This window comes from Ruegeria sp. AB6, from assembly GCF_056542685.1.
Genome location: NZ_JBQGAD010000004.1, coordinates 127,912 through 152,742 on the forward strand (window position 1 = coordinate 127,912; position 24,831 = coordinate 152,742).

A 24,831-nucleotide genomic window follows, 5' to 3' on the forward strand; every position below is an offset into this window, starting at 1 on the left:
TTTCCAGAGACGCACACGGGCGAATGAATTCTGAGTGGAGAACAACATGTTGATCGTACCCGAGCGCGAAATCGGTGACCTGATGACCCGACAAGCCGCCTTTGACGCCGTCGAAAAGGTTTTTGCTGCAATGGCCGCTGGCGATGCCTACAATTTTCCCGTTGTTCGGGAAGCCATCGGGCACGAAGATGCGCTTTATGGCTTCAAAGGCGGCTTTGACCGCGCCGGCCTTACGCTGGGTTTGAAAGCAGGGGGCTATTGGCCGAACAACCTGGAAAAGCGCGGGCTTATCAACCACCAGTCCACCGTTTTCCTGTTCGATCCCGACACTGGCAAACCTTCGGCCATGGTGGGTGGCAATCTTTTGACCGCACTGCGCACTGCGGCGGCATCCTCTGTGTCGATCAAGCATCTCGCGCGCGCGGATGCAAAAGTGATCGGTATGATCGGCGCCGGCCATCAAGCCGCCTTTCAGCTGCGCGCAGCACTCGAGCAACGTGCATTTGAAAAGGTCATTGGCTGGAACTACCACCCGGAAATGCTGCCCAACATTGAAAAGGTCGCCAATGAATCAGGCGTTCCATTCGAAGCGGTAGAACTCGACGGAATGACCGAAGCAGATGTGATCATCTCGATCACCTCGGCCTTTTCTCCTTCGCTCATGGCCAACCATGTCAGCCCTGGAACGCATGTCGCCTGCATGGGCACCGATACCAAGGGAAAGCAAGAAGTTGAAGCCGCGTTGTTGGCAAAAGCATCCGTCTTCACGGACGAGGTTGCGCAATCCATCACAATCGGCGAGGCGCAGCATGCCGTGGCCGAGGGCTTGATCAAGGAAAGCGATGTGGCACAGCTGGGCGCGGTTATCAACGGCACGAATTCCGGCCGGATATCGGACGATCAGATCACCCTGTTCGATGGCACCGGAGTCGGACTTCAGGATCTAGCGGTGGCCGCGTCCGTTATAGAGTTGGCCGTAGAAAAAGGGATCGCTATCGACGTTGATTTCTGAGGGTCAAGGGAAACATCCGACACAGAACTAGTTGCACAAAAAGCTTGGCCACCGGTTCTTTTTCGGTGGCTTATTTAGTCCATGATCATGAACGGCTCGGGGAACCAATATTCCTCAAGGTTGGGCCCGCTGCCAATTCTGTCCACGACCGCAAATAGACCTGGATCGTGAAGCGGGGTCAGCACGCCATGCCAGGTGTTGCGGTGGTAGTTCACGCCCTGCCCCGGCGTTGTTTTGAAAGCCTCAGGCCTACCGGGGATGCCATCTTCATCACTAGCGACGACTACGACGAAGGGTTTGTCCGACAATGGTAGAAACGCCTGACTGCCGTCCGGGTGACGTTCAACCATTTCCAGCTTAAACGGAAGGCTGAAAGCCTTGGACTGAAACACGCTGATCCCGGCGCGACCGCCGTTGAAATCAAGCAATGCACGGTCGTGATATCGAGCACAATTGCCTTGATTGATGTATTTGTCCGCGTTTCCAGACACCTCGATGACATCACCAAAGGGCGCGAAAACTTGCGACGTCAAGGGCCGGAGTTTCAGCGCAACCGTCATCCCGCAAATTTCTCGATCAAGCGCAGTTCTGCAATCCGCTCGACCTGGCGGCAGGCTTCGGCAAATTCGGTGTCCCGGTCGCTGTCGATGCGGCGATGGAATGCGTCAAGGATGCTTGCCTTCGTGTTGTCTTTGACCGCGATGATGAAAGGGAAACCAAACTTGGTGGTATAGGCCTCATTCAGCGCGGTGAACGTTGCGCGCTCATCATCGGTTAACATATCCAGACCGGCCCCGGCCTGTTCGGCGGAGCTTTCCTTGGTCAGCCGTCCAGCGGCAGCCAGCTTGCCGGCCAGATCTGGGTGGGCCGTCAGGACATCAAGCCGTTTCTCGGAAGGTGCCGTTCGAAAAACCCGCGCAAGTGCGTTGTGGACGCCAGCAGCATTGTCATGGGTTGGCCCCAGCTCAAGCTCATATGCGCCTTCCGCAATCCACGGGCTGTGTTCAAACACTCCGCCAAATTCGGACACAAAGGTAGACTGGTCCATTTCGGACGGGGTCAGGCGTTGCATGGGGGGGTGTTCCTTTGCCCAGTGGTCGGCAATCTGTTCGCGCGTTGCGAACCAGACGCCATCATGTTTCTTGAAATAGTCCAGCGCACGTTTCAGCGCCATCGCGCGACCTGGCCGACCAATCAATCGACAATGCAATCCAATCGAAAGCATTTTCGGCGCCCCTGCCTCACCTTCAGCATAGAGCATGTCAAAACTGTCTTTCAGATAGCTTTCAAACTGTTCGCCATTTGTGAAACCTGCCTGGATCGCAAAACGCATGTCGTTGCAGTCCAAGGTATATGGCATGATCAACTGATCTTTGCCTCCGGTCTTGGTCCAATATGGCAGATCATCCGCATAGCTGTCAGCGATATACGCAAAGTCGCCTTCCTGGGCAGCCAGATCGACCGTATTCATCGAACAGCGGCCCGTATACCAACCGCGCGGAGGCTGACCAGTAACTTCAGTATGCAAGCGGATGGCTTCACGGATTTGAGCACGCTCTTCCTCCGGAGCCATATCCTTATGTTCAATCCATTTCAGCCCGTGACTGGCGATCTCCCATCCTGCATGCTTCATTGCCGCAACTTGCGCAGGAGCACGCGCCAAGGCAGTAGCAACCCCATAAACGGTTATCGGCAGATCCTGCAAAAGGTGATGCACACGCCAGAATCCCGCGCGACTGCCGTATTCATAGATCGACTCCATATTCCAGTGCCTCTGCCCCACCCACGGGGCGGCACCGGTGACCTCCGAGAGAAACGCCTCAGAGGCGGGGTCACCATGCAATATGTTGTTTTCACCGCCTTCTTCATAGTTCAATACGATTTGAACCGCGATCTTGGCACCATTTGGCCAGTTCGCTTTGGGCACTCGCCCAGCGTAACCGGTCATATCTCGTGGATAAGGCTTCACGTCAGTTTCCTTCTACTTGAATTGATCAATACCCCAGATAATTCGAGATATTTTTCAAAAAATACGAAAAACAGCTTCGGACAGTCTGCCTTTGCCCATTGACAAGAATTAAGATTAGTAACTGGGTGACTTGAGGAGTAGCGCAAATGACTGGTTACCTAACCACCCACGTCCTGGATACCGCGCGGGGCTGCCCCGCCCAAGGGTTAAAAATCGAGCTTTTCCGCATCGACGGCACAGATCGCAGTTTACTGAAAACACTGGTTACCAACGATGACGGCAGAACTGACGAACAAATATTGCCCGAAGCTGAGTTTTCGACAGGCGAGTTCGAGTTGATCTTTCATGCAGGCGCATATCTCGACGCGTCCGGTACCCCGCCCGAGGACCCACGTTTTCTAGATGTGATACCCATTCGCTTTGGGATGTCCGAACATTCGCATTACCATGTGCCTTTGCTTCTTTCACCCTTCGGGTATTCAACCTATCGCGGCAGCTGAGTAGTTTACCGAGAAGTATTGGCCGCAGCTATGGATGATCCAATACGTTCAATGATGAACTCCATGAAAAGCCGCGTCTTGGGGTCCTGCATGCGACGATGCGTGAACAGGCACGCCATCTGAATCGGTTCCGGGGGTGTTTTTTCGGCCACCGGGACCAGTTTTCCCGACTTAAGATGCTGGAAAATTTCAAATATCGGTTTCAACGCGATCCCGTGACCAGCAAGCGCCCAATCGGTTAGCACGTCACCGTCATCTGACTCATAGCGTCCCGAAACGCGAAACCGCTTTGGCCCGGAAGAGGTTCTTAGCAGCCATTGAAACTCGGTCGCGCCCGGAAAGCGCAGGCTCAGACACTCGTGGTTGTCGGAGATAATGTCATCACCGCTTTCAGGCATTCCGCGGCTTTTGATGTATTTCGGAGATGCACAGAGAACCCGCTCCACATCCGCTATCTTGCGAATACGCAAGTTGCTGTCTTCTGGCTGACCAAGGAAAAACGCCAGATCCAGCCCTTCGGTCGTCAGATCCACCTTTCGATCTGTCAGCCTGAGCCTTACATTCACCTCTGGATATTCAGCTAGAAACTTTGGCACTTGCGGCGCGATCAAGCGGCGACCGACCCCCAACGGGGCGGCAACATAAAGTGACCCTTTCAGGTTTTCTGTAATATTAACGATCTGCGCTTCTGCTCTTTCGACCGCCTCAAGAATTTCAGCAGCCCCCCGGTAGAACGATTTTCCCTGCTCGGTCGGGGTCAGGCTTCGTGTGGTGCGCTGAAACAATCGCACGCCCAGATGCTCTTCCAGTTGGGATATTCTTGCCGATGTCACAGCTGGAGAAACCCTCAGATCGCGACCTGCCGCAGACATGCTGCCCAACTCGTAAACCCGGACAAAAGTTCTGATGTTATCTAGGTATGACATTTTTTTGCATTTTTTGATACTGCTTGGTCTTTGCTAACAATACCAGAACAAATCGGACTCGCATAGAGTGCCGGAAAAAGGATACTGAGGAGCAATGCCATGTATGACCTAGCCGTAATCTGGGAGTGGGTCGCCTTTTCTGTCCGCTGGCTGCACGTGATCACTGCGATGGCGTGGATTGGGGCGTCTTTCTATTTTATTGCGCTTGACCTCATGCTTAAACCGAACGCTGCGCTGCCGGATGGTGCCTATGGAGAAGAGTGGGAAGTCCACGGGGGCGGGTTTTACCACACCGTTAAATATCTTGTCGCACCCGCCAGCATGCCCGAACACCTGACCTGGCACAAATGGCAGAGCTACACGACATGGCTTTCAGGTGCGGCATTGCTGATGATCATCTACTGGGTCGGAGGCGAGTTGTTTCTGCTTGATCCTACCAAAGTGGATCTGGCGCTGTGGCAGGGGATCTTGATCTCTGGCGGGTCACTGACAATTGGCTGGCTCCTTTATGACTACATGTGCAAATCCAAGTTAAGCGATCATCCCACCCTTCTCATGCTGCTCTTGTTTGTGATCCTCGTGATCATGTCCTGGGGCTACAATCAGATTTTCACCGGACGCGCGGCGCTGTTGCACCTTGGTGCGTTCACAGCCACCATCATGACGGCCAACGTGTTCTTTCAGATCATGCCGAACCAGCGAATTGTGGTCGAGGACCTCAAGGCAGGTCGAACCCCGGACGCCAAATACGGTAAGATCGCGAAGGTTCGTTCCACCCACAACAACTATCTGACATTGCCTGTCGTGTTTCTGATGCTGTCAAACCATTACCCGTTGGCCTTCGGGACCGAGTATTCGTGGATCATTGCCAGCCTGATCTTCCTGACGGGCGTGACCATACGGCACTACTTCAACACGATGCACGCAACTGGCAAGGGGCCGCATTGGACCTGGGGTGTTACGGTCATTCTTATGGTCGCGATCGCCTGGTTGTCTTCCGTTCGATCCGGCGAGACCTGGGAAGACGCAGAAGCGCGCGAACTGACGCCTTACGAGCAAAAATTTGCGTCAGCCGCCGGGTTCGAGGCCGCATATGACACCGTGCTGGGCAATTGCTCTATGTGTCACGCCCGAGAGCCCGTCTATGGCACGATGAAATGGGCGCCCAAGAAGGTCTACCTTGAAACACCCGGCGACGTCGCCCGACAGGCCGACCAGATTTATCTTCAGGCAGGGATCAGTCACGCGATGCCGCCGCCATCCGCGGTTCAAATGGATGATGAAGCGCGCAAGACGATCATAGCATGGGTAAAGGAAGTCAGGGCTCAGTAAAACCAGACAGTACCAACCAGCGCAGGCGAAATCAGTCTAGTTTCTGATCTCGCTTGTTTTCAGTGAGACACGAAAAATCGCTTACTGTTCTGCGCGATATGTTCGACGAACAAACGCACCTTGGGGTCCTGAAGCTTTTTGTGCGGGTATAAACACCCAAAAATCGTCGGCACTGGTGGCGTCTTTGGAAGGACCTCGACCAACTGTCCATTCACCAGGTATTCCCGCACGTCAAATCGGGGCTTGTTGACAATCCCCTTTCCTGCCAGCGCCCAATCCGTCAGCACGTCCCCATCATCGGCGTCGTACTTGCCGCGGACTTCCAACTTTCGAGGACCCATATCGGTATTGAGAGTCCAAAAATATTCGGGCGATCTGGGATAGCGCAGCAAAAGGCAGTTATGGGTCGGCTGTAGCAGGTCGTCTGGTGTATTGGGCACGCCGAAGTTGGACAGGTAGCCAGGCGACGCGCAAAGGACACGGTCGCAATCCGCGAATTTTCTCAGCTTCATGGTGGAGTCGCCGGGCTCTCCTATGAAGAACGCGATATCCAGGCCATCGGCCATTATATCCACTTTGCGGTCGGACAGGCGCATGCGAACCTCTGTTTCCGGGTACAGATCCGAAAACTCCGGGACCAGCGGCGCAACGATTCTACGACCGACACCCAATGGTGCGGTGATACGAATTGCACCTCGGGGGGCGTCGGAAAAGCTGGCCACCCGCGCTTCGGCATGATCAAGCGCCAGCAGGACCGCTTTGGCTTCCTCGTAGAATACGGAACCAACTTCGGTCGCCGTCATCGAACGGGTTGTTCTGTTGAACAGCCTCACGCCCAAATGGTTTTCCAACTCTTTCAACCGCTTGCTAGCCACCGCCGGAGTCAACCTCAGATCGCGCCCGCCGGACGTGATGCTTCCCAGTTCCATCACTCTGACAAAAACCCGCAAACTTTCGATATATGACATTCAACCCTCCCGATGCGGTCAGATTGCGCTGAGGACCTGCTTTTTTCAATGATCTGTTGAAAGTATTTTCCATTTCCGACGATTTTAAGACTCAATCGTTGACTCTATGGTCCCCCGGTCACCTCCAAGCAGGCAGGGAGTAGGGAGAGCTTCATGACGTTTCGTACCGACATTCGTTTTGTCCTGAACGGCAGGGATGTGACCGTTCCAAGCGTGTCAGCAAACCAAACTCTGTTGGATTTTTTGCGACTGGAGCAACGGCTGACCGGCACAAAGGAAGGCTGCGCCGAGGGCGATTGCGGCGCATGCACTGTACTTGTCGGACGGCTTGGAAAGGCAGGTCTTACCTACGTGCCAGTTAATGCCTGTATTCGCTTTCTCGCGTCTGTAGACGGGTGTCATGTTGTGACGGTTGAACACCTTTCCGGGCCCAATGGACGCCTGCATCCGGTTCAGCAAGCCATGATCGACCATCACGGCAGCCAGTGTGGCTTCTGCACACCGGGCTTTGTGATGGCCCTGTACGCGCTTTGGATGAAAACGCCAGAACCGAGCAAAGAACAGGTCGAAACTGCCCTACAGGGTAATCTTTGCCGCTGCACCGGATATGAACCGATTGTACAAGCCGCGATAGCCGTCAGTCGCTATGGCACCCCATCATCGGATCATCTGAATACCGAACGTGAAACCATGACGTTGCGCCTGGCTGCGCTGAAGGACGGATTGCGGGTCGTTTCTGGCCCAGAGGATAACCTGAGTATCCTTCCAGCCTCTGTCGATGACCTGGCCGTCTGTCTGCAAACCTATCCAAAAGCCACGATCATTGCAGGGGCTACCGATGTTGGTCTTTGGGTCACCAAGTTTCTACACAAAATTGGGCCGGCGATCTTTATCGGTCATCTTGAAGACCTGCAAACAGTTGAACGACAGGGTTCCTTCCTCCTGATTGGTGCTGGCGCAAGCTACACCGATTGCCAAGAGCACCTGTCCAAGCACTTGCCACACCTTTCCCGGTACTGGGATCGTATTGCAGGATGGCAAGTTCGGAATATGGGCACGGTCGGCGGCAATATCGCCAACGGGTCGCCCATCGGGGACACGCCACCAGTGCTGATCGCGCTCGGCGCCGAGATCACATTGCGTCGCGGTTCGGATATCCGGGCATTGCCACTCGAGGCTTATTTCCTTGAATACGGCAAACAAGACCGCCAACCGGACGAGTTTGTCGAAAGCATACGCGTTCCTTTGCCGAAACCCAATGATCTGGACGCGGCCTACAAGATTTCCAAACGCCGCGATGAAGACATTTCATCGGTCGCGGTCGGTATCCATATGTCGGTCACGGACGGCATCATCAGCAATGCGCGCCTTGCATTCGGTGGCATGGCCGCCACTCCTAAGCGGGCCACTGCCACAGAAACAGCTTTAAATGGCCAGCCTTGGTCCCGCGAAAGCTTTGAGACCGCCGCTGCGGCACTAGCGAAGGATTTCTCTCCGCTCACGGATTGGCGCGCATCTTCAGATTACCGAATGCTGACCGCGCAAAATCTGCTGCTCAGGTTCTTTCTTGAAAACGACGCCGAAACAACCGGCCCTTCGCAGCTGGCCTGTGTCTGACAAGGAGACCCACAATGAAAGACAACGTTTCCATTATTGGCGCGCCGCACACAAACGTTAACCACGACAGCGCAGTCAAGCATGTCACCGGACGCGCCGACTATACAGACGATATCGCGCTGCCCGAGGGCACTTTGCACGCATATCTCGGCGTCTCAGACGTCGCACATGCCAAGCTTATAGGCTTTGATTTCGCAGACGTTCTGGCAATGCCCGGCGTGGTCGGGGTGTTAACCGCTGAAGACGTGCCAGGGGTCAACGACATCAGCCCGACACATCTGAATGATGAACCCGTTTTCCCGACCGACACTATTCAGTTTCACGGCCAGCCAATGTTCGCAGTGGTCGCCGAGACCCGAGAAATCGCGCGGCGCGCAGCGGAGTTGGCAAAGATAGAATATAAGGCCTTGCCGCATGCACTGGATCCGATTGCGGCGCTAGAAGCCGGGTATCCGCATGTAACAGCACCTCTCAGGCTAGAGCGCGGCAACGTAGACGCGGCGCAGGAAACGGCCCCCAACAGGATCACGGGTCGGATGCGGGTTGGTGGGCAGGATCATATGTATCTTGAAGGCCATATCGCTTTTGCCCTTCCGGGTGAGGACGATGACGTGGTCGTGCATTGCTCGACGCAGCATCCGTCGGAAGCACAGCACATGGTAGCCCATGTGCTTGGGGTGCCTTCCAATGCAGTTGTGGTCAATGTGCGCCGCATGGGCGGTGGTTTTGGCGGCAAGGAAAGCCAGATGAACCTGTTCTGCGCCGTGGCTGCCATAGCTGCGAAGAAGTGGAACCGAGCGGTCAAAATCCGGCCCGACCGGGATCAGGACATGACCGCCACAGGCAAACGCCATGACTTTGTGATCGACTATGACGTTGCCCATGACGACGACGGCCGCATTCAGGCCGTCGATGGCTGCTTTGCCGCGCGCTGCGGGTATTCGGCAGATCTGTCAGGTCCGGTCACCGACCGGGCGTTGTTTCACGCAGATAACGCGTATTTCTATCCAAATGTGCGCCTGAACAGCCGCCCGATGAAAACCAATACGGTGTCCAATACCGCCTTCCGCGGGTTCGGAGGGCCTCAGGGCGTGATCGCCGCTGAGCGGATGATCGAAGAAATCGCCTATGCCACGGGGAAAGACCCGCTGGATATTCGCAAGCTGAATTTCTACGGCTCAGGGGACCGCAACATAACCCCATACCATCAGGAAGTCGAAGACAGCATTCTCGACCGGCTGGTCGGAGAGTTGGAAGAGACATCGCAGTACCGCCAACGCCGTCAGGACATCATCGCGTTCAACAAGACCTCTGCTATTCTGAAGAAGGGCATCGCGCTGACGCCGGTCAAATTCGGCATCTCGTTTACGGCCACATGGTACAATCAGGCCGGGGCGCTGGTGCATGTCTACAACGATGGATCAATCCACCTGAACCATGGCGGCACCGAAATGGGGCAAGGCTTGAACACCAAGGTCGCGCAAGTTGTGGCCGAGGCCTTTCAGGTCGATTTCAGCCGGATCAAGATCACCAAAACAACCACTGAGAAAGTTCCCAACACCTCGGCCACTGCGGCGTCAAGCGGGACGGATCTGAACGGTATGGCCGCCTTGAACGCGGTTGAGCAGATAAAAGAGCGTCTGGTGAAATTCGCCTCCGAAACCTGGGGGGTCGCGCCTAACGAAGTGGTCTTCCTCGCCAACCAGGTACATATCGGTCAAGATGTTCTGCCCTTCGAGGCCTTTATCAAACAGGCTTATCTAGCGCGCGTGCAACTGTCCGCAGCGGGGTTCTATAAAACCCCAAAGATCCATTGGGACAGAGCAAAAGGACAAGGCCGCCCGTTCTATTACTATGCCTATGGTGCCTCCTGTTCCGAAGTGACGATTGACACGCTGACAGGTGAATATCGGGTTGAACGCACAGATGTGCTGCATGATGTCGGACGTTCACTGAACCCGGTTCTCGACAAGGGTCAGGTTGAAGGCGCCTTTCTTCAGGGCATGGGCTGGCTAACCACCGAGGAGCTTTGGTGGGATGATGCCGGTCGCCTGCGCACCCATGCACCTTCGACGTACAAAATTCCGCTCGCATCGGATCGCCCGCGCATCTTCAATGTGAAGCTTGCCGATTGGTCCGAGAACCGCGAATTGACGATCAAACGGTCCAAGGCTGTTGGCGAACCACCATTCATGCTGGGAATTTCGGTGTTCGAGGCGCTGTCGATGGCGGTCGCTTCTGTCGCCGATTATCGGGAATGCCCTCGTCTGGATGCTCCGGCCACGCCGGAACGTGTGTTGATGGCCGTTGACCGTTTGCAGAAAAGCACTTGAGCCATGAACTCTGCCTTGTCCCTGAAAGAGTTTCTGTCCGCACAGCACAGCGTGATCTGCATCGCGCTAACGCGCGTACGCGGGTCCTCGCCGCGCAATGAGGGGACAGAAATGTTCGTAGCCCCCGAGGCGCTTTGGGGCACCATAGGCGGCGGGCAATTGGAATTCATGGCCATCAATGCCGCGCGGAAGATGCTGACTGATGGGGTTCTGCATCAAAAGATGGATGTGCCGCTGGGGCCCGAGATCGGCCAATGCTGTGGCGGACGGGTTGAGTTGAAACTGAACCGTATGCGCGCATCAGATAGGCACTCTGCTACGGAACGGGCGGCGCGTCATGATAAAACTTTGCCCCATGTTTATGTGATGGGCGCCGGCCATGTCGGACGTGCACTGGCCAACCAGTTTCAGCATTTGCCTGTGCGTTGCATTCTTGTTGATACAAGACCCGAGGAAATCGAACTTTGCTCGGCGAATGTCGAAACTCGCGTAAGCGCAATCCCGGAATTCGAAATTCACGGCGCACCCGAAGGCAGCGCATTTGTCGTCCTGACCCACGATCACGGGCTGGATTTCCTGCTTACAACTGCAGCGCTTGAACGTCAGGACGCCGCCTATGTAGGCATGATTGGATCTGCGACAAAGCGGGCAAAGCTCAGGAATTGGGCGCATAGACACTGTGACGGACAGTCCATCGAATATTTGAGATGCCCCATTGGGGCCAGCGGTAGCCGCGACAAGCGGCCCAGCATCATCGCCGCCTTCGTGGTATCCGAGGTGATGGCTGAACTGACCTCTGAAACTGCCGCGACCGCCCCGACCGGGGCAAACCAAGCGCCCCTCGTGGGCCACTATCACAACCGGAAAGGGAGATCGGCCTGACACTTGTCGGGCTATTCCGGTCATATCAGAGGAGGAAACCGTCATGGACGGGAGGACCTACGAATATAAGCTGTTTACGCGCAGCGATTTCAGCGCTTTTTGGGCGCTTTTTACTGACAACCTGGTAAACTTTCTGATCCTGTCTGGGGTCTGTCAATTCGTGTTCCAGATGCCGGCCGACATCGTGTATGGCCGTATCGTTCCAGGTGCGGCGATTGCAATTTTGGCCGGGGTCGCTGTTTACACCTATCTTGCCAAATATGCGGCAACCTTAAAGGGCGAAGATGTCACCGCGTTGCCTTACGGCATCTCGACACCGGTCATGTTCGTCTACCTTTTTGGTGTGATCGGGCCGATTTATTGGGCGACCAACGACCCTATGCTGGCTTGGCAAGTGGGCATCGGCGCCGGTTTCATGGGGGGCATCGTCGCGGCATTGGGTGCCATCGTGGGACCTTACCTCAAGCGCATTACCCCACGCGCGGGGATGTTGGGCACGCTTTGCGGGATTGCCTTGGTCTTTATCGGCTCCGTGCCGCTAGCCGAAGTTTTCGAGAACCCCATCATTGGTTTCACATCGCTGCTGTTCATTCTCTGGGGTTTGATCGGTCGTTTTCGCCTTCCGGGCAACGTTCCGGCCGGGTTGGTTGCGATTGCTGCCGGTACGGTCATTGCCCTTGTTCTGGGCGAGTCCAAAATCGACACAAGCGGTATCGGATTCTACCCCCCGATCCCCTATATCGGAGACCTGATCGCCGGTGTGCAGTACCTGTTCGCCAACCCGGAACTGTTCCTTGTTCTGATCCCAGTGCAAATTTACAACTTCATCGAAACCATGAACAACGTGGAATCGGCCGAAGCGGCCGGGGATCACTATCCGGTTGGGTTGTGTCAGGTTACCGATGGTGCAGGTACGATGCTGGGGGCTGTGTTCGGTTCGCCGTTCCCTACCACCGTTTACATCGGTCATCCGGCGTATAAGCGACTTGATGCACATGCAGGATATATCGTGGGCGTCGCGGTCGTGATTGCCGCTGCTGCCTTTGTCGGTTTTCTGTCTTTCCTTGCGGGGTTGATCCCGATTGCCGCTGCAGCACCGGTATTGGTGTTTGTCTCTGTCAGCCTGATCACCAATACCGCCTGGGCCGTAAAACCGATGCACATGGCAGCCGTATCTTTCGCGATCTTGCCGCACATTTCGGCCTTCTTGATGGTCAAATGGGGATCACTGATGAATGCACTGCGCAGCTCAGGGGTCGAGGGGCTTCCGTCGCTTGGTGACGAAGGTCTGACGGCCGCACTTCTCATGGAAGGGGCGCATTACGAGGGGCACCTTGCTCTGAGCCAAGGCGCGATCATCACAGGGCTGATCTGGGGTGCGATAGTGGCTGACGTAATTGATGGCCGCTTTCGGATGGCCGGAGCGTTCGCTCTGGCAGGTGGCCTTATGTCCTCGGTTGGGATCATTCATGCATACACGTTGCAGATGCCTCAGTTTGACGGGATCACCATCGGCTACCTGATCGTCGGAACTTTCCTTTACGTGTATCCGATGCTCGCACCGAAAGCAGATCTGGAGCACCGCGTGATCGTCCCGGATGAACCTGACTTCATCGACGACAACACGCCGGCGCAGCAGGCCTGATCCGCATTGGGGCAGCCGCGCGGGCTGCCCCATCTCACCCCTCCTATAAACGAGAATTTTCATGACTCAGAGTTTGCTGCGCGGTCGTCTGCTGACCTTCCATCGTGAGCCTCAGAACGGCGAAGATTTGAGCGCCTACACCTATCTTGAAGATGGCGCTCTGTTGATCGAAAACGGGATTATTCAGCAAACGGGCCCCTATGCCGAGCTGAGTGCAAAAGCCGTAAACGTGCCAGTGACGGATCACCGCCCGCATCTGATGATGGCCGGTTTCATCGACACACATATTCACTTCCCCCAGGTTCAAGTGATCGCCTCTTGGGGGGCCCAGCTCTTGGATTGGCTCAACAACTACACGTTCCCGGAAGAAATCCGGTTTGCGTCCGACGAACACAGCACGCTTATGGCGCGAGCGCTTTTCGATCAGCTTGTCGACCACGGCACAACGACTGCGGTCGCCTATTGCTCGGTCCACAAAACGTCGGCGGATGCATTTTTTACCGAAGCGACCAGGCGGAACATGCGCATGATTGGCGGCAAGGTTCTGATGGACCGGAATGCGCCCGACGGTTTACGGGACACGTCACAATCCAGCTATGATGACACAAAAGCCCTGATCGCCGATTGGCACGGCAAAGGTCGCAACGGCTATGTTATCACACCCAGGTTCGCAATCACATCAACGCCGGATCAAATGAGGATGGCCCAGGCATTGGCACGGGAACATCCCGATTGCCACATCCAGACTCATTTGTCGGAAAATAAGGATGAGATCGACTATACAAAGCAGCTCTATCCGCATGCGCGCGATTACCTGGATGTTTACCAGTCCTTTGGACTGTTAGGGCAAAAAACACTTCTCGGGCATTCCATCCACCTCGAGGCACGGGAGATCTCGGCAATTGCAGAAACCGGCGCGCACCCTGTTTTTTGCCCGACCTCAAACCTGTTTCTAGGTAGCGGCCTGTTTGACCATAAAGGTCTGAGCATGCTCGGCATTTCAAACGGGATTGCGACGGATGTTGGTGCAGGCACCAGCTATTCGATGCTGCAAACCCTCAATGAAGGATACAAGATCCTTCAGTTGCAAGGTTTGGCGCTGCATCCGTTACAGGCGTTCCATTGGGCAACCCGTGGAAATGCCCGCGTTCTGGGCCTTGAAGACAAAATCGGCAGTCTCGATCCCGGAACCGAGGCGGATATCGTCGTCCTGAATGCGCGCAGCACACCGGCTATGGCCCTGCGTATGGATCGCGTTGACAGCCTTGCTGAAGAACTGTTCGTCTTGCAAATGATGGGCGACGATCGCGCGATTGAGGAAGTCTATATTTCAGGGTCACCCAGCAAGACCGTCCCGAAACAAGAAGCCGCTTCCACTCGCGCCCAAGTCACGGCCTAGCAGCGCCCGAAACGAAAATCCAAGCTGTCCGCTGACCACTGTGACGGTCACACGGTTTTGGCGGACAGCGGCACTGCATCGAGAATTCCGTAGGGGTCCCAGTTGCTACCGAGTTAGACTGGCCACGACTCAGAATACCCTCAAACACCTGTGCTTTCGGAAAGGATGAACCATGCCCGAAGTCAAAGTTGCGCTGATGACCGGTACAGGCCAAGGCATCGGTCGAGGTTGCGCCATTGAAATGGCCAAGGCTGGCTACAAGGTCTCGGTGATGTCCCCGTCCAATCGATCGATCGAACTCGCACAAGAGCTTGGGGGAATAGGCCGTCAGGGCTCTGTGTTGGATGTCGATGATCTGCAAGCGATGGTCGACGACACCATGCACGAATATGGACGTATCGACGCAATTGTCAGCAATATGGGCCACGGGGGGTCAGTGCCCCAAGCCATCAAAACGGTTGGGTTCGACCCCGACTTTGACGGGCCGCTTCTAGAACTCAGCGACGCGCTGTGGCACGAAAGTTTGGACATGTATGTGCTGAACGTCGTCAAGATTGCCCGTATTGTCACTCCCATCCTGATTGAACAAGGTGGCGGCGCCTTCGTGAACATTTCATCTATGAACACGATAGAACCCCGCGCGCCCTACCCGATGAGCATGCTGCGCGGTGCCCTGCACAGTTTCTCAAAACTGTATGGCGACCGATATGCCCGTCACAATATTCGCATGAACAATCTGCTGCCAGGCTTCTGTGAGAACGTAAACCTGTCGGACCGCGCGCGTCGGGAAATCCCAGCTCAGCGGCCCGCAACCTTCGAGGAAATTGGACAGGCTTGTGTATTTCTTGCCAGCGAAGGGGCCCGGTATATTAATGGTCAGAGTATCCTGTCTGATGGCGGGATGAACCGCGCGGTACGCTAGGTGCAAGGCTGGAAAAGATGATCGTCAAGACACTCGAAGACATTTTGGGGACAGAACGGGATGTCTCTGGTCCGGGATGGAACAGCCGAAGATTGCTGCTGGCCTCTGACCGCATGGGATTTTCGCTGACCGATACAATCATCAAAAAGGGCACGGCGCTTGAGTTGGAATACACCCACCATCTAGAGGCGTGTTATTGCATCGAAGGTCAGGGGCAGATCAGGGCTGCTGATAGCGAAACCTGGCAATCCCTTGAACCCTTCACCCTGTATGCACTGGACCGGCACGATCGGCATGTGGTGCAGGCCACTGACGCCGACCTTAGACTTGTCTGCGTTTTCACACCACCGCTCAGTGGGCAAGAAGTGCACCGGGACGATGGCAGTTATGCCCCGACCGAAAATCTTGAATAAGGCAGGTACTAAGCAGAGGACCTGCCAGCCGGAACCGCCCAGTGCTTTCTGTCAATCAGACCCTCGCTTTTTCGAATGCACTCCAGGCAGTTTCGAAGGCTTCAAAATCAAATCCCGGCTGTCGGGCGGCGTCCAGGATGATACGCTCGGTCGACAAAAGATTTTGAATGGCGGCTTCCAGTTGATCAATAATGTCTTCCGGCACAACCAACGCCCCATGTCGATCGGCGTGGACCAAATCGCCGGGGCACACCTCAAGTCCAAAGATTGAAACCGGCGTGTCAATCTCTCGGACATGGACAAAGCCGTGACTTGGCCCGACGGAGCCTGCGATGACCGGAAATCCCTTGGGCATGTCCCCAAGATCACGCATAACGCCATTGGTCAGGACGCCCGACATGCCGAACCCTTTATGAACCGTTGTATTGATCTCACCCCAATATGCACCGACGCATTCGGGATGGTCCGTATCCTCGACCACCGCGATGGTTGGGCCGGGCGGTTCGGCCATATATTTGTAGTAGGCCATGCGACGTGTTCGAATGACCTCTGGCGGCTCATTCGGGGGGTGAACTGCAGCTATCTTGGCCGTGCGCGCGTAGCCAACGATCGCGGGTTCTTCAGGAGCGGAGCAGAGCATTGTACCGCGTGTAAACCTGTTGAACCCGCGCTGGCCCTGCGCCACTTCGATGGCGTTGCAGACAGTCGGCGTATCGACCTTACGAAGCAAAGACAAAAGAGACGGTGTCATGTGTTCTCCAACCAGCTCAAAAGGGCTTCTGTTGTTTCGTTTGGCTGTTCCAATGTAGGCAAATGACCTGCACCATCGACGATTTTCAATGTGCTGTTTGGCAATAGATCATCCATCAATTGATGGCGCTCGATCGGGCATAGCCCGTCTTCTCGCCCACACAGAACCAATGTCTGTCCGCGATAGCTGGATAGAACCGCGCGCTGATCTGGTCGATTCATTAGTGCTAGCGACTGACGCAGAAAAACGTCCGGCCCCAGATCGACGGCCATCTCCATGCAAAGATCCAGTATGCGGCCCTGGCGAGAACTCTCGGCCAGATAGTTGGGTTTCATTTCCTCGCGCATCACTTGCTGCAGGCGACCTGCACGCACCGCTTCCATTTGCGGCCCGCGACGAGCTTTCACTTCAGGCAACTCGGCCAACGGATTTGTATCGAGCAACGCCAAACGTGCGACACGGTCGGGGGCTTGACGCAGCACCTCCATAGCCACAATCCCGCCCATCGACAGGCCCGCCAGTGCAAAGTGCGGTGGGGCATTTCCCAAGATGTCAGCTGCCATTGCCTCGACGCTATCGTGTTGGCTTAGCGGAAAGGTCATGACCGGCAAAACACTGGACAATGTTTCGATTTGAGGTCCAAAAAGCCGCGCGTCACACATCATGCCGGGCAAGAAGATCAATGGGGTCATAAGGAAACCAGCTTTGCGCCCTCTGACAGTGCGGACAGTTTGGCATAAGCAATCTGCGGATCGACCGCGCCGAAGCCTGCAAATGTTCCAAAGCCACAATCGCTGCCAGCAATCACCCGGTCGGCCCCTACAATCTGGGTAAAACGTTCGATCCGCTGGGCCACGAGTTCGGGATGTTCAACGAAGTTGGTGGTCGTGTCGACCACGCCCGGGATCAGAACTTTGTCATCGGGAATCTCGGCCTTGCGGTCACGAAATACTGTCCATTCATGTGCGTGGCGCGGGTTCGAAGTTTCGAACAATACATAGCGTGATTTGGTCGCCATCAGCGCGCCAAACACTTTGTCCATTGCGATGTCGCAGCAATGCGGACCCTCGTAGTTGCCCCAGCAAATATGAACCCTCACGCGCTCTTGCGGAACGTTTTGAAGCGCGTGGTTCAGAGCCTCGACATGCATATCCGCAATCTTGACGAACTCGTCGTCTGAAAGGTCGGTGAACAGCATGTGGCGGGACAAAGCCAAATCCGGACAATCCAATTGCAGATCCAAACCTGCGGCGACAATGGTTTCGTACTCCTCTTTCATAACGTCGGCCAACGCCGTCAGATACGCTTCGCGCGACGGATAGAAATCATTTTGCAAAAACAATGAGATTACACCTGGTGAGGCCGCGTTCATAAAGCCATGTTCGACCCCGTGCTGCGCCATAGCCGCTTTGAGGTTGGCAAGGTCTTTTTCCAGCTCTCCCTGCCCTTTGGACCGAACCTCGCCAGTGCACATTGGCCGTGCGTATTGCGGCGTGCCCCCACCCTCAGCCAGCCGTTGAAGAAAGCTGGGAAACATCTTCAAATCTGCGGGCGCGTTGCGGGGGCTGTCACCTGAAAATCCAAAATACCGATCCTTGACATAGGTCGCGTATGAAATTTTCGACGTTTCACCGTCACTGACTATGTCCACTCCGGCTTCGACCTGTTTACGAACCGTTTCGGAGACTGCATTTGCCATGCAAGCGTCAAAAGCATCCCCGACATAAGGCGTGTCGTTTTCGCGGGCGAAAATGAAGTCCACAACGTCCTGCGTTCGAGGCAGAGACCCAACATGGGTGGTTTTGATCGTCATCAGAGCCTCCTGATATTTTTGCGCGCATTTTTGGCCTGCGCGTCGATGGTGTCCACGCTCATCCTATCCAAGTGGGGCCCGCCGGATCATCCGTTGCCGTGATCCGATAGAGACCCGCCTGCCCTGTCATCGAAGGGTTCACACAATAGGATTCACCAGGCAGGACCAAAGCCGTGTCACCGGTGGACAATGTGGTTTCATGATCGTTGATCGAAATGCGCCAGTGGCCGCTTGCAGGCATAAGAACGACGGCAGATGCTGCAACGGTTGGTTCGGTAACAGAAGACCCTCGTCCAAAGAAATCGACCTCAAACCCGGGTTTGTCCTTGATTATTCCATTCTCACCGATCACCCGAACGGGCTTTTTGGCCGACAAAGCCATTAGGTCCCAATAGCGCGCAACATATTTGCCTACGACATCCTCAACCGGAACTTCGGGGTAGTCCTTCAATTGCTCTTCAGTCAACAGAGGCATCGGATGCACATTGTGTGGCAGTTCCTGCCCCTTTTTGGAATCGTACAAAACCCCATTGTCACCCAGCATCAAACCATGTGCCTGCGCATCTTCAATAACCTGAGGGGCCCAGGTCACTCCGCCGCCTGCATCGTCGCCGCCCAGGATCGACATGATCATCCCATAGTCCTGACCGACATTTTCGAAACCTCGGAAAATACCCGTGGGAATGTTGAAAATATCGCCTTCTTCGGCAATGAATTCACCCGCTGTGCCATAGCGGCCCCAGAAGAAACGCCAACGCCCTTTGGCGACGAAAAAGACCTCGGCTGTGGTATGGCTGTGCAGTGAATTCCGGCATTTCGGAGGCTGCCCCGCAGCACCAATGTTAAAGCCAATCTTATCGGTAATATGGACATGCTGATCGGGGCTTTCGGACACGCCACCGCCGATGATGGTAAAGTTCTCTTTCTGATCGCTGCCCGGAGTATGGGCGTCGATGAAGGCGGTTTTGCAGGGCTGCAGTTCGCCGTAGCGGACGATGCGTTGTTGGATTGTGCTCATGATGGTCTCCTTGAAAATGGGGTGATGGGATCAATCCCGTCCCCCGGGAGGTCGGTTGTTCAAACGCCGCGCGCGCAGCGAGGCGCGATGCGTGTGAAAGCGCCGCGCCGCCTGACTGGCGTTCAGGGAGAGGCACATCGCAGCCACTCAGCCCTCCTGTCCCTGTAGCAGGATCTGTTTCCAGACCGAGGTCTCGTCGAACAAGGTGTATTCCCGGCGCAGCTGCGGCTGGCCGGCGATCAACTCGCCGAACTCACCGTGGCTGATGCCCAGAACATAGACCTGCGCACCTGTTGGCGCGCCAAAGACACCCCAGCCATCATGCTTGCCCCACAGGCTCCAGCGGATCGCGGCGCGAGGGGGCATATTCGGGTCATCGCGGCCAATCTGGTGTTCGATCTTGAACTCTGCGTTAGGGAAGCTGGCGCGCAAACCCATCCAGAACCGATCCACTGAGTCCCAGCCGTGACCGGTAACCCCGCCTACATACTCGGACTGAACAGCGCGGTCGTATTCGGTTTCGATTGCGCCCATTTCGGCATTCATGATCCGGGTCAGGATATCGGCGTAACGCTGCCCCCATTCATTGTCGTTGCCGGTTCCCTTGTAGGGACCGGACTGGTCGATCTCGGGTGTCAGCGGTTTGACGCAGTTCTCAGGTCCACCTTCGCGCGCGATCAAATCGGCGGCGTATTCCTTGGGGTCCCAACCCATCTGACGCACGATCGCCCCCTGATCGCGGATCAGCCATTCGTCATTGATCTGATTGTCGATGGCGTGGCAGTCGGCGAGAATCCGATAGCGCAGTTTGGTTCCGGTCGCCTTACCGTAAACACCTTCGGCCAAATGTGTCGCGGTCGAGATGATCCGGTGCGAACTTAGCATCCCCTCTTCCGGAGTACCGGACCAGATAACATCCTCTCCAAGCAATTGACGGTCAGGAAATTCGGCCAGAGTCGCCATGGTCGCGCCGATGACGTTCTGGTTGCCCAGCACCACCGACCCGGGCGAGCGCACGACGATATCCTTGCTATAATAGTCATGCAGCGTGACGATGCCGCGATCTTCCCAGATCTCTTTGGTGATCCCGATGATGTAGTCCGGAAAATCCCGGAATTTCGGATCAAAGCCCTTCATGTCTCAGTCCTTTGTGGTTTCCACCCCTTCGGCAAACGCGCCGAAGTCCGCACGACCAGAGGCCCGTCTATGGCCACTTTGCGTGGTTCGGCCGTGGCCGGGGTGTCGATGTGGTCAAGCAAAGCGGTGACGGTTTCAGCCACCATCAGATTGGCGCGCTGGCGGATTGTCGTCAGGTTATAGGCGGGCCACCCGGCGGGCGGCACGTCGTCATAGCCGATGACCGAGACATCCTCGGGCACGCGCAGGCCCAGTTCAAAGCGGATCACGTCCATCACCGCCAAAGCCATGTGATCATTGGCCACAAACACGGCGTCGGGCCGTTTGCCGGGGGCAACATCAAACATCCGGCGGGCGGCGGCGCGAGCGTTTTCGGTGTGGAAATCTCCGACATCATGGGCGAACACATCCTGCCCACCTTCAGCCAGGGCCGCACGGAACCCTGCCTCGCGGTCACGCTGGGTCGAGGCACCCTGCCAACCCGCGATATAGGCGATACGCTTATGTCCTCCGGCCAGTAGAAACTCAGCCACTTTGCGCCCGCCCGCATAGTTGTCCGAGGCCACCGTGGTGATCCCATCAATATCCTGCGAACGGTTGAACAGCACCACCGGAACGCCGGCCTGCTGACAGCGCGTGGCGATATCCGACGACATCGGAACCGAGGCAAGAATGACTCCGTCCACCTGATAATCCAGAATTTCATCCATCACGCCATCAATATTCCCGGCCGAGCGTGAGGCCATGAAAATCAGCACGTGATAGCCTTGTTCCTGCAACGCATTGGAGAGCTTCTCCAGGGCCTCGGGGTAGAAGTAATTCTCAAGATACCCCACCACCAAACCGATGATGCGGCTTTTGCCCGACACCATGGCGCGGGCCAGAACATTGGGCCTATACCCCAGTTCAGCGGCGGCTTTGCGCACTTTGTCTTCGGTCTTTTTGCTGACGGATGCACCAGGCGTAAACACCCGGCTGACCGCCGATTGGCTGACACCGGCCAGTTGCGCAACCTGCAGGGATGTGACCTTTTCAGCCATCAGTCCGCCGTCCACCCGCCGTCAATCAGCATCGAGGTACCGGTCACCAGCGCCGAGGCGTCTGAGGCCAGATAGGTGACCGCCCCCATGATGTCTTCGACTTCGCCCACGCGGTCGAGCTTGATCTTCTCCATGATCCAAGCGGCACGTTCGGGGTTATCAAACGTGGATTGTGTCAGTGGCGTGCGAATGAAAGTCGGGCAGACGGTGTTGATGCGGATTCGCTGTTTGCCCCATTCGATAGCCATCGCTTTGACCATGCCCTCAAGCCCGTGTTTGGTGGCGCAATAAAGCGCCCGGTCCACGCCACCCACATGGCCCATCTGGCTTGAGATATGAATGATCGACCCCGGCCTGTCCGCCGCCAGCAGCGCCTTGGCCGCATAGGACGACAGAAAATAGGCCGAGCGCAGATTGACGCTGGTAACTGCGTCGAAATCTTCAGGCGTGGTCTCCACAGCCGGGCTGTGGCGGGCGGTTCCGGCGGAGTTGACGACCACGTCAAAAGTACGGCCTTCGAACAGCTGTTTCAGCGCCTGCAAGTCGCCCTGATCCACCACGGTGGCCTCGGCAGACCAACCCTGCGCCTGCAGTGCGGCGACTGTCTCAGCCAGGCGATCCGCCCCGCGCGCAGCACAGACCACATGCGCCCCGGCCTCGGCAAGCGCCACGGCGCAGCCCTGACCGATGCCCGAGGAGGCACCGGTAACCAGCGCGGTTTTACCGTTTAGCGAAAACAAGGGGGTGCGGGGCAGGTCAGTCATCAATTCATTCCATCCGGTATTTCAATACGGCCCATATTCCGGGCCTTGTTGAATTCCCGCAGACGGGCGAACACGTCAACTCCCAGTTGGCGGTATGCGTCCAGAAGATCGACCAGAACCCAGTTTTCGCGGATCAGGCCATTCTCGAGCCGCCAGAAATCCAGGCTGCGCATGGTGATCCGTTGGCCCGAGGGCGCAATCCCCATCCAACCGTCATGGGTCACCGTCTGGATCATGTTCGGCCAGCCGGTGACGGCGGCGTATTCGCCATCGCCAAAGAAGTGATAGGTGATGTCATCCACATACTGCCCGCGATCCGGCATTCCGTTCAGGAACGGAATCTGGTGCCAGTTGCGAAACCCAGCATAGCCGCGCCCGGTTCCGATCCCGGCGGGGCCGTACCAGTTCATGCGGGGGTGCCAGAACTTCTCCATCTCCATCACCTCTGGCCCACCTTCTGATGGGTGTTTCTTGAGGTGATCCAGCATGTCGATGATGTGCTGGCATGTCTGCTGGCCTTTGACGACATCATATGGCCCCGGCACCAGACCATCCTGCGTCGCGGGACCCGGCACATGCCATTCGTGTCCCAAGCTGGGGGCCATAGGCCAGGCGTTGGCCTGCATCATCACTTCGGGGATGTCCCACAGCGCCTGCATCTCGACGATCTTACCGTCGTTGAAGCGATAGAATTCATGGAACCGCATTGTCACCTGATGGCCTGTTGGCGGGATATCCAACCATGGCCCGGTGAAGGTACCGGTATAATAACCGCCGCAACCGACCCAATCGGCACCGTGTTCATCCGGCCCGGCCATGACGATATAGTCGCGCCGCTCCAAATCAAGCCATGCGTCCAGCAGACCCTTAAAGGCGGTGTCATAGAAGGCATCGCTGCCGGTGCTGTCGCCAAACGGATGGCACAACCGAAACAGGGCGTCCGGGGCGCTGACCCTGGCCAGCGCCTGCCGCACACCCGTTTCGGTAAAGTCATACATAGCCGCCCTGACCGGCGCGATCAGGGCTTTATGCTGCGTATGAATATCACTCATTCGGCGGCGTCCCGATAGGGGGCCGCCTCGCCATAGGGCACGTTGATCCCGCCATAGCGGCGGACGCGGACGTTGCATTGCTCGGCATGACCCACGAAGCCTTCCAGCATACACAGGCGCGAGCCATATTCGCCGATCAGCGTCGCCGCCTCATCAGTCAGAACCTTCTGATAACTGTGTGTTTTCAAGTATTTACCTACCCAAAGCCCGCCGGTATAGCGCCCAGCCTTTTTGGTGGGTAGCGTGTGGTTGGTGCCAATCACCTTGTCACCGTTCGACACATTGGTGCGCGGCCCAAGGAACAGCGCGCCGTAGCAGGTCATGTTCTCAAGGAACCAGTCATCGCGGTCGGTCATCACCTGAACATGCTCGGAGGCAATGTCATCGGCGACCTGCAGCATCTCATCATAGGTGTCACAGACGATCACCTCGCCATATTCTTCCCAGGACACCTTGGCGGTGTCGGCGGTGGGCAAGATGCCCAGCAGGCGTTCGACCTCAGCCAGAGTATCTTCGGCCAGCTTGCGCGAATTGGTCAGCAAAACGCAGGGGCTGTTATAGCCATGTTCGGCCTGACCCAGCAGGTCGGTGGCGCAAAGCTCCGCATCCGCTGCAGTCTCATCGGCGATCACCATGGTCTCGGTCGGGCCGGCGAACAGGTCAATCCCCACGCGGCCAAAGAGCTGGCGCTTGGCTTCGGCCACAAAGGCATTGCCGGGGCCGACCAGCATGTGCACGGGATCAATGGTTTCGGTTCCCAGCGCCATGGCGCCAATGGCCTGAATGCCGCCCATGACGTAAATCTCATGCGCGCCGCCCAGATGCATGGCTGCGATCACTGCCGGGTTCGGTTTACCCTGAAACGGAGGTGTGCAGGCGATGATCCTTGGCACACCCGCCACGCTGGCCGTCGCCACCGACATATGGGCCGAGGCCACCATCGGGAACTTGCCGCCGGGCACATAGCAGCCCACGGACTGCACCGGGATGTTCTTGTGGCCCAGAATGACGCCGGGCAGGGTTTCAACCTCGATATCTAGCATCGAGTCGCGCTGCGCCTGCGCAAAGTTGCGCACCTGTTCCTGCGCGAATTTGATATCGTTCAGCTCGCGCTCGGTCAGTTGGCCGATCAGCTCGTCGATCTGATCTGGCGACAGGCGAAACGAGGCGGGGGAATAGTTGTCGAACTTCTCGCTCAACTCGCGCACGGCGGCATCACCCCGGGTTTCGATGTCCTTCAGCGTGGCCTCGACCACGGCGCGGGTCTTGGCGTCATCCTCGGCCCGGTCAGCGTCGGACTTACCGCGTTTGAGATACTCGATAGCCATAATCCTGATC

General features: G+C 56.4%; 23 protein-coding genes. 10 read left to right on the forward strand and 13 right to left on the reverse strand.

The genetic code is table 11. The features are described from left to right. Positions 1-46 precede the first annotated feature (46 nt). On the forward strand, positions 47-1,012 hold the full coding sequence (bhcD, locus tag ACR0DB_RS10560; RefSeq protein ID WP_480550696.1) for an iminosuccinate reductase BhcD: 966 nt from the start codon (positions 47-49) through the stop codon (positions 1,010-1,012). Between the two features lie 74 nt (positions 1,013-1,086). Here bhcD and ACR0DB_RS10565 read toward each other — a convergent pair whose 3' ends face one another. Next, positions 1,087-1,572 (reverse strand): ureidoglycolate lyase, encoded by a 486-nt coding sequence (locus tag ACR0DB_RS10565; RefSeq protein ID WP_480550698.1) that lies wholly within the window; start codon positions 1,570-1,572, stop codon positions 1,087-1,089. Next, positions 1,569-2,981, reverse strand: coding sequence for an allantoinase PuuE (puuE, locus tag ACR0DB_RS10570; protein ID WP_480550700.1), 1,413 nt, complete (start codon positions 2,979-2,981; stop codon positions 1,569-1,571). Before puuE ends, ACR0DB_RS10565 begins: the two co-directional genes overlap by 4 nt. A gap of 146 nt (positions 2,982-3,127) precedes the next feature. On the opposite strand from puuE, the gene uraH reads away from it, so the two are divergent. Continuing rightward, positions 3,128-3,481 (forward strand): hydroxyisourate hydrolase, encoded by a 354-nt coding sequence (uraH, locus tag ACR0DB_RS10575; protein WP_170772047.1) that lies wholly within the window; start codon positions 3,128-3,130, stop codon positions 3,479-3,481. Positions 3,482-3,486: 5 nt separating this feature from the next. On the opposite strand, the gene ACR0DB_RS10580 is transcribed toward uraH, so the two are convergent. Next, a complete protein-coding gene (locus tag ACR0DB_RS10580) occupies positions 3,487-4,407 on the reverse strand; it encodes a LysR family transcriptional regulator (RefSeq protein WP_480550702.1) in 921 nt (306 codons plus the stop codon). Positions 4,408-4,506: 99 nt separating this feature from the next. Between ACR0DB_RS10580 and ACR0DB_RS10585 the strand changes: the two genes are divergently transcribed. Next, positions 4,507-5,739, forward strand: a complete 1,233-nt coding sequence (locus tag ACR0DB_RS10585; protein WP_480550704.1) for a urate hydroxylase PuuD — start codon at positions 4,507-4,509, stop codon at positions 5,737-5,739. 59 nt (positions 5,740-5,798) lie between these two features. Here ACR0DB_RS10585 and ACR0DB_RS10590 read toward each other — a convergent pair whose 3' ends face one another. Further along, the gene (locus ACR0DB_RS10590; protein ID WP_480550706.1) at positions 5,799-6,707 is read right to left on the reverse strand and encodes a LysR family transcriptional regulator; all 909 of its coding nucleotides are present in this window, start codon (positions 6,705-6,707) and stop codon (positions 5,799-5,801) included. Between the two features lie 153 nt (positions 6,708-6,860). Here ACR0DB_RS10590 and xdhA point away from each other — a divergent pair, with 153 nt between their 5' ends. From xdhA to ACR0DB_RS10625, 7 genes are all read left to right on the forward strand, one after another. Next, complete coding sequence (gene xdhA / locus ACR0DB_RS10595) at positions 6,861-8,324, forward strand: xanthine dehydrogenase small subunit (protein WP_480550708.1); 1,464 nt, start codon at positions 6,861-6,863, stop codon at positions 8,322-8,324. 14 nt (positions 8,325-8,338) lie between these two features. Further along, positions 8,339-10,657, forward strand: a complete 2,319-nt coding sequence (gene xdhB / locus ACR0DB_RS10600; RefSeq protein ID WP_480550710.1) for a xanthine dehydrogenase molybdopterin binding subunit — start codon at positions 8,339-8,341, stop codon at positions 10,655-10,657. Positions 10,658-10,660: 3 nt separating this feature from the next. Then, the gene (xdhC, locus tag ACR0DB_RS10605; protein ID WP_480550712.1) at positions 10,661-11,539 is read left to right on the forward strand and encodes a xanthine dehydrogenase accessory protein XdhC; all 879 of its coding nucleotides are present in this window, start codon (positions 10,661-10,663) and stop codon (positions 11,537-11,539) included. A gap of 43 nt (positions 11,540-11,582) precedes the next feature. After that, the gene (locus ACR0DB_RS10610) at positions 11,583-13,184 is read left to right on the forward strand and encodes a xanthine/uracil/vitamin C permease (RefSeq protein ID WP_480550714.1); all 1,602 of its coding nucleotides are present in this window, start codon (positions 11,583-11,585) and stop codon (positions 13,182-13,184) included. Positions 13,185-13,245: 61 nt separating this feature from the next. After that, on the forward strand, positions 13,246-14,583 hold the full coding sequence (guaD, locus tag ACR0DB_RS10615; RefSeq protein WP_480550716.1) for a guanine deaminase: 1,338 nt from the start codon (positions 13,246-13,248) through the stop codon (positions 14,581-14,583). Between the two features lie 172 nt (positions 14,584-14,755). Continuing rightward, on the forward strand, positions 14,756-15,505 hold the full coding sequence (locus ACR0DB_RS10620; protein ID WP_480550718.1) for an SDR family oxidoreductase: 750 nt from the start codon (positions 14,756-14,758) through the stop codon (positions 15,503-15,505). Between the two features lie 17 nt (positions 15,506-15,522). Further along, on the forward strand, positions 15,523-15,918 hold the full coding sequence (locus ACR0DB_RS10625; RefSeq protein WP_480550720.1) for an ectoine synthase: 396 nt from the start codon (positions 15,523-15,525) through the stop codon (positions 15,916-15,918). 55 nt (positions 15,919-15,973) lie between these two features. On the opposite strand, the gene ACR0DB_RS10630 is transcribed toward ACR0DB_RS10625, so the two are convergent. The 9 genes from ACR0DB_RS10630 to hisD form a co-directional block, all read right to left on the reverse strand. Next, on the reverse strand, positions 15,974-16,669 hold the full coding sequence (locus ACR0DB_RS10630) for an RraA family protein (RefSeq protein ID WP_480550722.1): 696 nt from the start codon (positions 16,667-16,669) through the stop codon (positions 15,974-15,976). Further along, the gene (locus ACR0DB_RS10635; protein WP_480550724.1) at positions 16,666-17,361 is read right to left on the reverse strand and encodes an alpha/beta fold hydrolase; all 696 of its coding nucleotides are present in this window, start codon (positions 17,359-17,361) and stop codon (positions 16,666-16,668) included. The genes ACR0DB_RS10630 and ACR0DB_RS10635 overlap by 4 nt, the downstream gene beginning before the upstream one ends. Next, a complete protein-coding gene (locus tag ACR0DB_RS10640; protein WP_170772020.1) occupies positions 17,358-18,482 on the reverse strand; it encodes a cobalamin-independent methionine synthase II family protein in 1,125 nt (374 codons plus the stop codon). Before ACR0DB_RS10640 ends, ACR0DB_RS10635 begins: the two co-directional genes overlap by 4 nt. Before the next feature lie 58 nt (positions 18,483-18,540). Beyond that, a complete protein-coding gene (locus ACR0DB_RS10645) occupies positions 18,541-19,500 on the reverse strand; it encodes a cupin domain-containing protein (protein ID WP_480550726.1) in 960 nt (319 codons plus the stop codon). 147 nt (positions 19,501-19,647) lie between these two features. Beyond that, a complete protein-coding gene (locus tag ACR0DB_RS10650; RefSeq protein WP_480550728.1) occupies positions 19,648-20,637 on the reverse strand; it encodes a nuclear transport factor 2 family protein in 990 nt (329 codons plus the stop codon). After that, positions 20,634-21,677 (reverse strand): LacI family DNA-binding transcriptional regulator, encoded by a 1,044-nt coding sequence (locus ACR0DB_RS10655; protein WP_214647969.1) that lies wholly within the window; start codon positions 21,675-21,677, stop codon positions 20,634-20,636. The genes ACR0DB_RS10650 and ACR0DB_RS10655 overlap by 4 nt, the downstream gene beginning before the upstream one ends. Further along, positions 21,677-22,441, reverse strand: coding sequence for an SDR family NAD(P)-dependent oxidoreductase (locus tag ACR0DB_RS10660; RefSeq protein ID WP_170783353.1), 765 nt, complete (start codon positions 22,439-22,441; stop codon positions 21,677-21,679). The genes ACR0DB_RS10655 and ACR0DB_RS10660 overlap by 1 nt, the downstream gene beginning before the upstream one ends. Then, on the reverse strand, positions 22,441-23,493 hold the full coding sequence (locus ACR0DB_RS10665) for an ester cyclase (RefSeq protein ID WP_480550730.1): 1,053 nt from the start codon (positions 23,491-23,493) through the stop codon (positions 22,441-22,443). Before ACR0DB_RS10665 ends, ACR0DB_RS10660 begins: the two co-directional genes overlap by 1 nt. Continuing rightward, positions 23,490-24,821: a histidinol dehydrogenase gene (gene hisD / locus ACR0DB_RS10670; protein ID WP_480550732.1), complete on the reverse strand. Its 1,332-nt coding sequence runs from the start codon at positions 24,819-24,821 to the stop codon at positions 23,490-23,492. The genes ACR0DB_RS10665 and hisD overlap by 4 nt, the downstream gene beginning before the upstream one ends. Positions 24,822-24,831: the final 10 nt, after the last annotated feature.